Here is a 13,035-nt window from a genome sequence, read left to right as displayed (position 1 = left end):
CGGGCGCTGTGAGTAACAAGGTGGCCGGTCGGCGTGGGCTCCTCGCATGGAGAACGGCGCTCGGATCCCCGCGTTAGTCGTCGTGATGGCCCTCGTGGTGGTCGCCGCCCCGATCCTCGTCGGTGTCGGCCCTACCGGCGTCACGGAGGGCTTACGCGGCGGCGACGCGGGGGGGATCTCGATCGGAGGCGACGACGCGGCGGACGCGGCGGAGGAGGTGACGCTCGCGGGCGAGCTCGAGTTGGGGTCGGCCGACGTCCGCGTCCGCGGCGGGAACGGCCGCGACATGGCGGGGTACACCCTCGCCGGCGTCGGCGACGTGAACGGCGACGGCGTCGCCGACTTCGTCGTCGGCGCGCCGGAGACGGACGGACAGGCACCAAACGGCGGCGCGGTGTACCTCTTCTACGGCCCCGTCGACCCCGGCGACCTCGACGTGACGGCGGCGGACGCCGTGTTCGTGGGCGACACCGCGAACGGGAGCGCCGGGGCCGCGGTCGCCGGCGGCGTCGACGGCGACGGGTACAGCGACCTCGTGATCGGCGCGCCCTTCGCCGACGCCGGCGGGAACGCGACGGGGAACGCGACGGGGAACGCGACGGGGAACGCCACCGCGGGCAACGCCACCGACGGCGGCGCCGGCGCGGCGTACGTCGTCTACGGCGGCGAGTCGCTCTCCGGGCGGAGCAGCCTCCCCGCGGCGGCCGACCTCACGCTGACCGCCGCCGGTGTCGACGACGAGGCCGGCGAGGCCGTGACGACGGTCGTCGCGGAGAACGGCTCCGGCGGCGGCGTGCTCGTGGGCGCGCCCCGCGCGGACACGACGGAGGGCAACGAGTCGGGGGCGGCGTACCTCGTGTCGCTCGCCGAGCGGCCGACGGGGACCCTGTCGCTGTCCGAGGCGGACGCGGCGTTCTACGGCGAGGACGACAACGACCTGGCCGGGTCGGCGGTCGCCGGAGTCGGCGACATCGACGGCGACGGCCGCGCGGACGCCGCGGTCGGGGCGCCGGCGTCCGACACCGACCGGGCGAACCGCTCCAACGACGGCGCGGTGTACGTCCTCTCGGACGTGTTCGCGGCGTCCAACGCGAGCGTCCTCGACGAGGCCGGCGTCGAGGTGACCGGCGCCGAGAGCGGCGACTTCGCCGGCGCGGCGCTGGCGGGCGGCGCCGACGTGAACGGCGACGGCGTCGACGACCTCGTGATCGGCGCGCCCTTCGCCGACGCCAACGGCACCGACTCGGGGGCGGCGTACGTCCTCTTCGGCAACCGGACGCTCGCCGGCGGCGACCTCTCGGCGGCCGACCGCACCTACCGCGGCGTGGGCGCGGGCGACCTCGCCGGCTTCTCGGTCGCGGTGACCGGTACGGCCTGCGGGCCGCGAGCCGACGTACTCGTCGGAGCGCCGCGCCACGACACCGGCGTCGGCAACGACTCCGGCGCCGCCTACCTGATCGAGAACGGGGGCGACGCGGTGACGAGCAGCCTCGGGGACGCCGACGCGCGGATCACCGGCGAGGGGGACGACGACGAGGCCGGCCACGCGGTCGCGTCGGCCGGCGACGTCGGCGGCAACGCCACCCAGGACGTGCTCGTGGGCGCGCCGGAGAACGACGGCGGCGGCAACGACGCCGGCGCCGCCTACGTCCTGTTCGGCCGGTGCGTCCAGACCGACGAGTCGCGCGTCGACGGCAACCCCGCGAGCCTGTTCGAGAGCGGCCCGGCGACGTCCGACGCCCCGAGCGCCTCGGCCGACTCCGGTTCGACCGACGACGATGACGACGGGGACGGGCCCGACGGCTCCGGTGCCGACTCGGGCGGCCAGTCGAACGCCGGGAGCGCCGGCGACGACGACGGGCAAGCGGAGGACGACGCGTCCGCCGGGGACGACGACTCGCCGCCGACGAACGACGACGATGACGGCAACGCGGGGAGTTCGTCGAGCGACGGTGACGAGTCCGCCCCGCCCGACGACGGGTCGGACGACGACGGCGGCGACGACGCCCCGGACGGCGAGGACGCGCCGGACGACGAGGACGCGCCGGACGAGGAGGGCGAGTCGGACGGTGACGAAGCCGACTCCGGGGAGTCCGGAGCCGAAGGGAACGACGACGCGCCGGCCGGCGAGGACGCCGACTCAGAGGAGTCCGGGGCCGACGGCGAGTCGGACGGATCGGGCGCGGGATCCGCGGACGACGAGGACTCGGCCGACGACCCCCCGGAGTCGGGGCAGTCCGAGCCCGACGACTCGGAGCAGCCCGACGACTCGGAGCAGCCCGACGACTCGGAGCAGCCCGACGACTCGGAGCAGCCCGACGACTCGGAGCAGCCCGACGGCGCTTCCGGAGACGAGCCGGCGGAGGGAGCCCAGTCCGGAGCGGGGAGCGATTCGACCGGTGGAAGCGACGACCAGCCGAACGACGACCAGCCGAACGACGACCAGCCGAACGACGACCAGCCGAACGACGACCAGCCGAACGACGACCAGCCGAACGACGACCAGCCGAACGACGACCAGCCGAACGACGACCAGCCGAACGACGACCAGCCGAACGACGACCAGCCGAACGACGACCAGCCGAACGACGACCAGCCGAACGACGACCAGCCGAACGAGAACTCCGACGCCGACGCCGGCGACGGTGACGGGAGCGACGACGAGACGGCCGACGACGGAGACGGCGAGGAGGCCGAGGACACGCCGGCGGACGACACGGCCACCCCCGGTTCCGGCGCGGCGGGCGACGACCAGTCGGAGGATGAGCCCCCCGGCGGCCCGCCGGAGAGCACCCCGGGGAACGACGACCCCGGGTCCGGATCGAACGGCGAGGGGCCCCCGGACCAGCCGCCGGCCGGTGACGGCGCGTCGGGCGGATCGTCGTCCGGCGACGCCGACGGGTCGGCCGAGGACGGCTCCGACACCGGCCCCCCCGGTAGCGACGACCAGTCGCCGAACGACGGCGCGCAGGAGGGGGAAGACGGGAAGGACGACCAGTCCAACAACGACCAGTCCAACAACGACCAGTCCAACAACGACCAGTCCAACAACGACCAGTCCAACAACGACCAGTCCAACAACGACCAGTCCAACAACGACCAGTCCAACAACGACCAGTCCAACAACGACCAGTCCAACAACGACCAGTCCAACAACGACCAGTCCAACAACGACCAGTCCAACAACGACCAGGAGGGAGACGCGGACGGCGACGAACCGCCGGCCGGTCCCGGCGGCGACGACGACGGGGACGACGAGCAGTCGACCCCGCCCGACGACGGGGCGTCCGGGGCCGGACCCGGGGACGATCGGGGCGAGAACGACGGAGCGGGACCGCCGTCGAACGCGCCGCCGGGGAACGGAGGCGCGGGCGACGACGCGGACGACGGGGCCTCGGAGCAGTCGGAGGACACGTCGACCCCGAGCGACGACGAGGAGGCTACCGACGGGGACGCACCCGAGGGCGACGGGAGCGGCGAGGACGCCGACGCGCCGTCGGACGAGGACGAGTCGGCACCGCCGACGAGTGACGCCGGTGACGCCGACGGCGACAGCGACGATCAGACTCCGGAGGGTACGACGGGCACGCCCGAGAGCCCCGACGACGACGGATCGAACGGCCAGCCGAACGACTCCGAGGGGAACGCGGGCCAGAGCGACGACGGCGAGACGGACGCCGCCGGGGACGGCGGGGACGACCCGGACGGGAACTCGGAGGGGAGTTCCGACGACGAGTCCGCCGCCACGGACCGGCCGGGCGAGGAAGCCGGCGACGGCGGTGAGACCGTCGACGAAGAGGAGGACGACGACGGGGAGCAGGAGACGGGCGACTCGGCGGACGACGGAAGCGAGAACGACGCCGAAGAGGAGAGTGAGGAGAACGACGCCGAAGAGGAGAGTGAGGAGTCGTCGAGCGTGTCGTCGCCTGGGCCCGGGAGCGACGACTCCACCGAACGTCCGCCCGGCGGCGACGAGGCCGACGACGCGGGCCCCGGGAACTCGAACGGTCAGGGGCCGCCCGAGACCCCGCCGGGACAGCAGGGTGACGACCCGAACGGCCCGCCCGCGGACGACGACACGGGTAACGGCGACGACGAACAGACGACCGGGAGCGGCGACGACGCCGCCGGCGACGGCTCTCCGGCGGGAAGCGGGCAGTCCGCAAACGACACGGCCTCCGGAGGAGCTTCCGGCGGTCCGGGCGCAGGAAACGGTAGTTCACCGGGGAACGCCAGCGACAACGGGAACGGACAGGCGAACGGCAACGGAGGCGGGAACAGCAGCGGTAGCGGAAACGGGAATGGGAACGGCAATGGGCAGGCGAACGGCAACGGGAACGGGAACGGGAACGGGAACGGCAACAGCAACGGGAACGGCAACAGCAACGGCAATGGGCAGGCGAACGGCAACAGCAACGGCAACAGCAACGGGAACGGACAGGCGAACGGCAACGGAAACGGACAGGGGCCCCCGGGCGCGCTGGACGCCTCGGAGGCGGTCGCGCGCGTGACGGACCGGCTGGTGGCGCTGGTGCAGGCCGACCGGTAGGCCGGGCGAGCGACCGTCGGGCGCGGTCAGCGGGGTTCGATCCCGCGAACCTCGAAGCGGGCGCCGCCGCCGTCGGACTCGACGAGGTCGACGTACCACCCTTGCGCCTCGACGAACTGTTCGACGATGGCGAGCCCGAGCCCGGTGCCGTCGTCGCCGGTCGTGTGGCCCGGCTCGAACACCGCCGCGCGCTTCCCGGGCGGGACGCCGGGGCCGTCGTCGGCGACGAAGAACCCGGACGGCTCGTCCGGTCGGGCGCCGCCGGAGACCGTCCCGACCGTGAGGGTCACGTCGGCGCCGGCGTGCTCGACCGCGTTGGCGAACAGGTTCTCGAGGACCTGCCCGAGCGGGCCCGCGGCCGCCTCGAAGGCGAACGAGTCGACGACGCGGACCGTCGCCTCCTCGCTTCGGACGTGGTCCCACGCCGCCTCCGCGGCCTCGCGGAGGCGGACCTCGGCGGGCGACTCCTCGCTCTCGAACCCGCCGCGCGCCAGCCGGAGCGCGTCCTCGATGATCGTCTCGATCCGGTCGGCCGACGCGTCGATCGAGGCGACGTGGTCGCCGGCGTCGGTGGCGGCGGCCGGCGCCTCGCCGTCGCCGTCGTCGTCGCCGTCGTCGCCGAAGCGGGAGTCGAGGAGCGCCGTCCGCCCCTGCACCACCTGGAGGGGGTTGCGCAGGTCGTGCGCGAGGACGCCGGCGAGCGTCTCGAGCCGGTCGTTCCGGGACTGGACGGTCGCCTCCGCGAGCTTCCGTTCGGTGATGTCGAGGTGTGTCACCTGCGCGAACGCCTCCCCGGCGTGTTCGAAGCCGGCGGCGCGCATGAGGAACCACCGTCGCTCGTCCGGGGAGTGACACGCGTACTCGTGCTCGAAGCTGTCGGCGTCGCCGGCGAGGACGGACTCGAGCCCCTCCGCCACCGCCTCGCCGTCGGCCTCCGCGGCCCGTGGCCCCGCGGCGCGGACCCCGCCGTCGACGGCGCGCGAGCGGTCGCCGCCGTCGCCGTCGCCGCCGCCGCGACACGCTCGGAGGTAGTTCCCGCCGCACGGATCGGTCGACTCGTCGATTCCCTCCCAGTCGCCGTACGACCGCCACGCGCTGTTGGTACGCACGATGACGCCGGCCGAGTCGATGACGGCGACCTGCATGGGTAGCGCATCGTATCCGGCTTCGAGGAGGGAGGGCGTGCTCACGTCACCGGTCACACGTTACAGCTACAAGAAGCCCCGATCCCGACTATCGGACCGGATAGCCGGGGCGTCGCTACCGCCGCCACGTCACCGGTCGTGTTAAGTCCGAAACAGGTGTAGTGTGGTGGCATGGGACACGACGCTGGCGCCGAGGCCGACGACCCGTACACGGTCGACCACCACCTGTCCGACGCCGACCGGAACGTCCACTCGGCGTGGGACAACTCGCTGGAGCCGGCGCTGACGGTCGCCGACGGCGACGTCGTGCGGTTCGAGTGCCGCGACGCGGTCGACGGGCAGATCGACGTGGAGACGACCGCCGAGGACGTCATGGACGTGAGCTTCGACCCGGTCCACCCGCTCACCGGGCCGGTGTACGTCGAGGGCGCGGAGCCGGGCGACGTGCTCGAGGTCGACCTGCTCGACCTCCAACACAAGGGGTGGGGGTACAACGTCTACTTCCCCGGCGAGATGGGGTTGGGCCTGCTCCCCGAGGACTTCGAGGAGCCGGGCATCCACGTCTGGGACCTGCAGGGCGACGTCGGGACGTTCGTGAACGGGATCGAGGTGCCGCTGGACCCGTTCCCGGGCGTCATCGGCAACGCCCCCGCCGAGGCGGGCGAGCACGACACGCTCCCGCCGCGCAGCGTGGGCGGCAACATGGACGTCAAGCACATGACCGCCGGCTCGACCGTCCGCCTCCCGGTGGAGGTCGACGGGGCGCTGTTCTCGACGGGGGACTGCCACGCCGCGCAGGGCGACGGCGAGGTGTGTGTCACGGGCGTCGAGGCGCCGATGTTCGTCACCGCGCGCCTCCGGGTGCGCAAGGACCTCGACATCGAACAGCCCGAGTTCTCGACGACCGGCCCGTTCACGCCGACCGGCCGCGACGAGCCGATGTACGCGACCACCGGGATCGACCCGGACCTGATGGAGGCGACGAAGAAGGCGACGCGCCACATGATCACCCACCTGCACGACCACCGCGGGCTGACACGGGGGGAGGCGTACATCCTCTGTTCGGCCGCGATGGACCTGAAGATCAGCGAGGTGGTCGACGCGCCCAACTGGACGGTGACGGCCTACGTCCCCGAGAGCGTCTTCCCGGAGGAGTCGGCGGCCGACGCCTGAACGTCGAGGCGCCACGCCGCCCACACCAACGACGCCGCGAGCAGGAGCGCGGCGACCGGCCGGAGCCACGCGACGGCCGTCAGCGCCGTGCCCGTCGCCTGCACCCCGAGGACGAGGAACACCAGCGGCCCGCAGCAGGCCGTCCCGGACAGCAACGCCGGCAGGCCGGCCGCGAGCCCCGACGCCGGCGAGACGCCGCAGGCGGCGGGCGCGCGCCACGCCAGCGCAGACAGCCCGAGGTTGGCGCCGACGAGGAGCCCCAGCCCGGTCGCGACGCCGAGCGTCGCCGGCGCGACGAGCACCTCGAGGGGGCCCAGCGTGACGAGCGCGACCGCCTCGCCGCCGAGCGCGCGTGCGAGCGGGTCCGCCGCGACGGTCGTCGCGACCGCGGCGCCGCCCCCGGCGCCGACGACGCCCGCGCTCGCCCGGCCGAGGTCGCCGACGGCGACGAGGTACACGAGGACGTAGCCGACCGTCGCCGCGACCGACACGCCGGCGGCGACGCGGTCGGCGAGCGCGGCCGCGAGCGCGCGCCGGGTGCGGGCGACGGCGACGGCCGCCCCTCACGCGACATACTCGGCCTCGGGGTAGAAGCCGCCGACGGCGTGCCACATCGCGTCGAAGGCGTACACCGGCTCCAACGGCAAGGCGGTGGCCGGGTGGTCGGCGCCGTCGACGCGGAAGCGACCGTCCCTCTCGCCGGACGGCTCGACAGTCGCGTCGCCGGCGCGGTACACCCACGCCGTGTCGAGCGCGGGGTCGTACGCGGCGACGAACGCGCCGTCGGCCGTGGCGAGGAGGTGCGCCCGCGTCGCGGCCGGACGGTCGAACGCGAGGACCCGGTCGGCGGTCCGGGCGGCGAAGACCACCCGCTTGGCGTCGTCCTGCGTCGCCCGCCACCCCTCGTCGAGCGGCGGGAACAGCGTGCGGCTCTCGGCGGCGTAGTAGCCGCTCGTCGGGTTGTAGTTGCCGTACGGGTCCGAGCCGTACCGCCGGGCGTACCCCGTGTGCTCGGTCATCACCAGCGTGTCGGGGTGCGCCTCGCGCCACCGGCCCCACGTCGTCCACACGAGCCGGAGTTCCCGGAGCTGGTCGCCCTCGTGGGGGCCGGAGACGGCCGTCGCGAGCACCTGCGGCCACCGCGAGTCGGTCGCGCGGTCGTACAGCACGAGGTTGTTGTTGACGAGCCGCCCCGACACGCCGAAGGTGGTCTCGCCGCGCTCGAACCCCATCGCCGTGCCCGTCAGCGGGCAGTACGTCACCGCGACCGGGGTCCCGTCCAGCGTGTCGTTCACGACCTCGTGCCACACGAGCACCGACTGGGGGTAGGCCGTGACGTCGTCGGCGCCGGCGTAACCGAAGACGACGTCGTCGGCCGCCAACGACACCTCGTCGGCGGCGGCGAACTGCGGGTCGTCGACCGAGGGGATGCCGTCCTTGCCCGGGCCGCCGGAGACGGTCGCCTCGCGGACGGCGGCAGGGTCCCACGGCTGGTGCAGCGGGTCCCCGCGGGTCGGCGGCCCCGCGTCGAACAGGTCGGCGACGCCGTCGCCGCCGCTCCCGGGCACGACGCCGCCCGTACAGCCGGCGAGCGCCCCGATCCCCCGGCGGCGAGGCCGCCGACGAACCGTCGGCGCGTGGGTGTGAGTGACATGGGCCGGGGTACGCGAACCGCCTCAAAAGCCGTAAGCCGGTCGTGTGTCGCCGTCGCACACGCCGGCGCGCGGGCGACCGGTGGGGACGTCAGCCGCCCAGCGACTCGCGGAGCCGGTCGACGATCTTCCGGCCCTCCGAGCGCGGGTCGTCCTCCAGCACCGCGACGCCGTCGCCGACGGCGACGCGGCCCGGGTCGACGACGTCGGCGCAGACGCCGCCGCGGCGGCCCTTCAGCGCGCGGGCGACGCCGTCCTCGCCCGCCACCTGTTCGACGTGGGTACACGGCGGGCGCGGGCGGGTGCCACGGAGCACCGCGCCCGTCTCGGCGTCGCCGAGGCGGAACGTCGCCCCCAGCAGCTCGTCGAGGTCGGCGCCGCGGACGACGACGTTGCGGCGGTGGCGGCCGTCGGTGAGGTCGATACCCGTCTCCTCGCGGATCGTGTCGAGGGCGGCGGCGTCGACGAGCGTCACCTCACAGACGTCGTACGGGGAGTAGTAGCCGGTGCCGTCGCGGTAGCGGTCCCCCTCGATGCCGCCGTCGACGAGGCGGACGCTGTCGTGGTCGACCATCGGCGCGGAGCCTTCTGGGGCGGTGAACAGCGCCTCGACGCGGGCCTCCTCCATCGGGACACCGTACGGTCGCGGCGGTGATGAAGCCGCGGGTCCCCGCGCCCTCGCGTCGAGCGCCCCGTCCGTCGGCCGGGGCCGCGTCCGCGGGACTACCGGATCGCTCCCCGGCTACCGCCACGACGACGAGGACGTGGAACGCCGCCTGCACGGCCGGCACCGCCACCACCGCCGCGGCCGCCGGCCGGCCCGGCCGTCGCGCCGCCAGCGCGTACGCCCCGGTCGCCGCCGCCACGAACCACAGGAACATCCCCAGGTCGTAGACGGCCGCCTCGGCGGGCGTGAGTGCACGCGGGAGGTAGTAGTTCGCGGTCAGCAGGTACAGCCCGACGACGCCCGCGACCGACGCGACCGCCCCCCACCCCAGCAGCGCCGCGATCCGGAGCCGGGAGGCCGGGGCGAACCGGAGGTACGCGAGCGTGGCGACGACCGGCGCCGTCACCACGATCGGGACCGGGCCGGCCCGGACGGCGACGACCTCGTAGGCACCGTGCACCAGCAGTCCGACGACGAAGGCGACGACGGCCGGTACCGACGACTCTGCCGGACGGAGGTGCGCGGGGCGGACGAGGGAGGACACGCGTCGGTCGACGCGCCACAGCGGCATGAAACACGCGTCGCGTTCCGACGGGCGGACGACGGGCCGGCGACGCCGAGACGGGCGCGGCGGTCGCCCCGAGGGCCGGCGACGCCGAGACGGGCGCGGCGGTCGCCCCGAGGCCCGACGCGACCGCCGGTGCGACCGCTCAGGGCCAGTTGCCGTTGTCGGAGAACGCGTCGACCACCCGCTGGATGGCGACGACGTACGCGGCGGTCCGGAAGTTCGGCACGTCGCGCTCCTCGTAGCACGTCGTGAGGTCGTCGAACGCCGAGACGATGTGGCGCTCCAACTCCTCGTTGACGCGCTCCTCGGTCCAGTAGAAGCGCTGGCGGTTCTGCACCCACTCGAAGTAGCTGACGGTGACGCCGCCGGCGTTCGCGAGGATGTCCGGGAACACGTGGACGTCGGCGTCGGTGAGGATGTCGTCGGCGTCCGGCGTGAGCGGGCCGTTGGCGGCCTCGACGATCACGTCGGCCTCCACGTCCGGCGCGAGGTCGCCGTCGATGGCGTTCTCCAACGCCGCGGGCACGAGCAGGTCGACGTCGAGCGTGAGGAGGCCCTCGTTGGCGAACTCCTCGTCGGCGTCGGGGTAGCCCGTGACCGAGCCCGTCTCGTTTTTGTACGCCTTCACGTCGCGGGCGTCGAGGCCGTCCTCGGCGTACACGGCGCCCGAGGAGTCGGAGACGGCGACGATGTTCGCGCCGAGGTCCTCGATGAGGTAGGCGGCGATGTGGCCGGCGTTGCCGTACCCCTGCACGGCGACCGACGCGCCGTCCATCTCCTTGCCGAGGTAGTCGAACGCCTCGCGGGCGGTGAGCATCGTCGAGCGCCCCGTCGCCTCGACGCGGCCCTCCGACCCGCCGGCCTCCAGCGACTTGCCCGTGACGACGCCGGGCTCGGTCGTGTTCTCCAGCGTCTCGTAGGTGTCCTTGATCCAGTTCATCTCCCGCTGGCCGGTGTTCACGTCCGGCGCGGGGATGTCCGTGTCCTCGCCGATGAACGGACGGAGTTCCTCGGCGAACGAGCGCGTGACACGCTCGATCTCCGCCTCGGAGTAGTCCGACGGGTCGATGACGATCCCGCCTTTGCCGCCGCCGTACGGGATGTCGACGACGGCGCACTTGTACACCATCCACCCCGACAGCGCCTTCACCTCGTCGCGGGTGACGCCCGGGTGGTAGCGGATGCCGCCCTTGTACGGGCCGCGGTCGCCGTTGAACTCCGAGCGGAACGCCGTGAACCGCCCGAGGCTCCCGTCGTCCATGTCGACCGAGAGGTTCAGCTCCAGCACCCGCTCGGGGTGTTTGAGCCGGTCGATGACGTCGTCGCGGACGTCGAGGTACGCCGCCGCGTCGTCGATCTGCTCTTGGAGGCTCTCGAAGGGGTTGGCCTCGTCTCCGGACATACGTACCCGGGCACCGTCCCCGTTCTTAACGATGCCGAATCAATATCATGGATATTCCTTACCCTCCCTAAGACGCATACCTACCGACGGCCACACGCGACGCGTCCGGTACCTCGACGGTCCGGACGCCGCCCTCGATCGACTGCGCGCGGCCGGCGTCCCACGACGTACCCCGACGGAGTCGTGCGATCCGTCCGGCCGGTCGAACCTATGTTGTGGTAATATACCTTAGTTCGGACAGCATCATTAATACTATATTCCGATCCGTCGCACCGCCGGTATCACCCCGTCACACGGCGGGCGACACCACCCATGTCCACCGGAACCGCAGACACACGCGAGGACCGCGCCGCGACCGACGAACCCGCCGCGACCGACGAACACGCCGGGACCGAGGACGACGCCGAGCCCGAGACGGCGCTGGAGACCGCACGCCGGCAACTGGAGCACGCCGCCGCCCACATCGACGTGGACCCCGGCGTCGTCGAGCGCCTGAAACACCCGACGACCGTCCACCGCGTCGCGGTGCCGCTGGAGCGCGACGACGGCTCCGTCGAGGTGTTCACCGGTTACCGCGCCCAACACGACGACGTGCGCGGACCGTACAAGGGCGGCCTCCGCTTCCACCCCCACGTCAGCGAGGCGGAGTGCGTCGGCCTCTCGATGTGGATGACGTGGAAGTGCGCGGTGATGGACCTCCCCTTCGGCGGCGGCAAGGGCGGCGTCGTCGTCGACCCCAAGGAGCTGTCCGCGACGGAGACGGAGAAGCTCACCCGCCGCTTCGCCGAGGAGCTGCGGAAGTTCGTCGGACCGAAGAAGGACATCCCCGCCCCCGACATGGGCACCGACGCCCAGACGATGGCGTGGTTCATGGACGCGTACTCGATGCAGGAGGGCGAGACCATCCCCGGCGTCGTCACGGGCAAGCCGCCCGTCGTCGGCGGGACGGAGGGGCGCGAGGAGGCGCCCGGCCGGTCGGTCGCCATCGTCGTCCGCGAGGCCGCCGACTACTACGGCTCCGACCTCGACGGCCTCACGGTCGCCGTGCAGGGGTACGGCTCCGTCGGCGCCAACGCCGCCCGCCTGCTCGACGACTGGGGCGCGGACGTGGTGTCCGTCTCCGACACCGGTGGCGCCGTGTACGACCCCGCCGGGCTCGACACCTACGCCGTCCCGAGCTTCTCCGAGCGGCCCAACGCCGTCACCGACTACGCCGCCGAGACGGCCGGCGTCGACCTGCTCGACGAGGGGAGCGACATCCTCGAACTCGACGTGGACGTGGTGGTCCCGGCGGCCGTCGGCAACGTCATCACCGCGGACAACGCCGCCGACGTCCGCGCCGACATCGTCGTCGAGGGGGCGAACGGCCCGACGACGTCCACGGCCGACGGGATCCTCGCCGAGCGCGGCGTCCACGTGATCCCCGACATCCTCGCGAACGCCGGCGGCGTCACCGCCAGCTACTTCGAGTGGCTGCAGGACATCAACCGCCGGACGTGGACCGTCGAGGAGGTGCGCTCGGAACTGGAGGCGGAGATGCTGAAGGCGTGGGACGCCGTCCGCACCGAGGTCGAGGACAAGGACATCACGTGGCGCGACGCGGCGTACGTCGTCGCGCTCGGGCGCATCGCGGAGGCCAAGAGCGTCCGCGGGCTGTGGCCGTAACGAGCCGTCGGGGATCGTCGGTCGTCGACTCCGACCGGCTTGGCGCAGTGACGTCCGGTCGGTGTCCGCGACAGGTAGTGTTATTGTGATGAATTGGCAGGTAGTAGATCACGATGCGTAACGACCCGGACGGTCGACGACGATTTCTTCGAGGGCTCGGCGTGGCGTCGGCCGGACTCTTCGCGGGCTGTACCGGCACTAGCGGCGACTCCGG

The 13,035-nt window shown here is 73.2% G+C and carries 9 protein-coding genes; 3 read left to right on the top strand and 6 right to left on the bottom strand.

What is annotated here, in order from left to right:
• Positions 1-46 precede the first annotated feature (46 nt).
• Entirely contained in the window at positions 47-4,549 is a 4,503-nt protein-coding gene (locus tag P0R35_RS01695; protein ID WP_284013533.1) for a hypothetical protein, read from the top strand.
• 26 nt (positions 4,550-4,575) lie between these two features.
• Here the strand turns inward: P0R35_RS01695 and P0R35_RS01690 are convergent, their stop codons facing one another.
• A complete protein-coding gene (locus tag P0R35_RS01690; RefSeq protein ID WP_284013532.1) occupies positions 4,576-5,739 on the bottom strand; it encodes a sensor histidine kinase in 1,164 nt (387 codons plus the stop codon).
• Between the two features lie 126 nt (positions 5,740-5,865).
• On the opposite strand from P0R35_RS01690, the gene P0R35_RS01685 reads away from it, so the two are divergent.
• Positions 5,866-6,867, top strand: a complete 1,002-nt coding sequence (locus tag P0R35_RS01685; protein ID WP_284013531.1) for an acetamidase/formamidase family protein — start codon at positions 5,866-5,868, stop codon at positions 6,865-6,867.
• Here P0R35_RS01685 and P0R35_RS01680 read toward each other — a convergent pair.
• The 5 genes from P0R35_RS01680 to P0R35_RS01660 all read right to left on the bottom strand — a co-directional run bounded on the left by P0R35_RS01680 (position 6,819) and on the right by P0R35_RS01660 (position 11,156).
• Positions 6,819-7,358: a hypothetical protein gene (locus P0R35_RS01680; RefSeq protein ID WP_284013530.1), complete on the bottom strand. Its 540-nt coding sequence runs from the start codon at positions 7,356-7,358 to the stop codon at positions 6,819-6,821. The genes P0R35_RS01685 and P0R35_RS01680 overlap by 49 nt on opposite strands.
• Positions 7,359-7,430: 72 nt before the next feature.
• The gene (locus tag P0R35_RS01675; protein ID WP_284013529.1) at positions 7,431-8,435 is read right to left on the bottom strand and encodes a DUF3179 domain-containing (seleno)protein; all 1,005 of its coding nucleotides are present in this window, start codon (positions 8,433-8,435) and stop codon (positions 7,431-7,433) included.
• Positions 8,436-8,610: 175 nt separating this feature from the next.
• Positions 8,611-9,093, bottom strand: a complete 483-nt coding sequence (locus tag P0R35_RS01670; RefSeq protein ID WP_284013528.1) for an MOSC domain-containing protein — start codon at positions 9,091-9,093, stop codon at positions 8,611-8,613.
• Positions 8,996-9,730, bottom strand: coding sequence for a hypothetical protein (locus P0R35_RS01665; RefSeq protein WP_284013527.1), 735 nt, complete (start codon positions 9,728-9,730; stop codon positions 8,996-8,998). The genes P0R35_RS01670 and P0R35_RS01665 overlap by 98 nt, the downstream gene beginning before the upstream one ends.
• Positions 9,731-9,896: 166 nt before the next feature.
• Positions 9,897-11,156: a Glu/Leu/Phe/Val family dehydrogenase gene (locus P0R35_RS01660; RefSeq protein WP_284013526.1), complete on the bottom strand. Its 1,260-nt coding sequence runs from the start codon at positions 11,154-11,156 to the stop codon at positions 9,897-9,899.
• Between the two features lie 312 nt (positions 11,157-11,468).
• Here P0R35_RS01660 and gdhB point away from each other — a divergent pair, with 312 nt between their 5' ends.
• A complete protein-coding gene (gene gdhB / locus P0R35_RS01655) occupies positions 11,469-12,821 on the top strand; it encodes a glutamate dehydrogenase GdhB (RefSeq protein ID WP_284013525.1) in 1,353 nt (450 codons plus the stop codon).
• Positions 12,822-13,035: the final 214 nt, after the last annotated feature.

The sequence above is a fragment of the Halobaculum litoreum genome (assembly GCF_030127125.1).
GTDB lineage: Archaea > Halobacteriota > Halobacteria > Halobacteriales > Haloferacaceae > Halobaculum > Halobaculum litoreum.
This window is presented reverse-complemented; position numbering and strand designations above follow the sequence as displayed.

Coding starts and splice junctions, on each gene's coding strand:
- P0R35_RS01685 (WP_284013531.1), top strand. CDS start 5,866: ATGGGACACGACGCTGGCGCCGAGGCCGACGACCCGTACACGGTCGAC.
- gdhB (WP_284013525.1), top strand. CDS start 11,469: ATGTCCACCGGAACCGCAGACACACGCGAGGACCGCGCCGCGACCGAC.
- P0R35_RS01660 (WP_284013526.1), bottom strand. CDS start 11,156: ATGTCCGGAGACGAGGCCAACCCCTTCGAGAGCCTCCAAGAGCAGATC.
- P0R35_RS01670 (WP_284013528.1), bottom strand. CDS start 9,093: ATGGTCGACCACGACAGCGTCCGCCTCGTCGACGGCGGCATCGAGGGG.
- P0R35_RS01695 (WP_284013533.1), top strand. CDS start 47: ATGGAGAACGGCGCTCGGATCCCCGCGTTAGTCGTCGTGATGGCCCTC.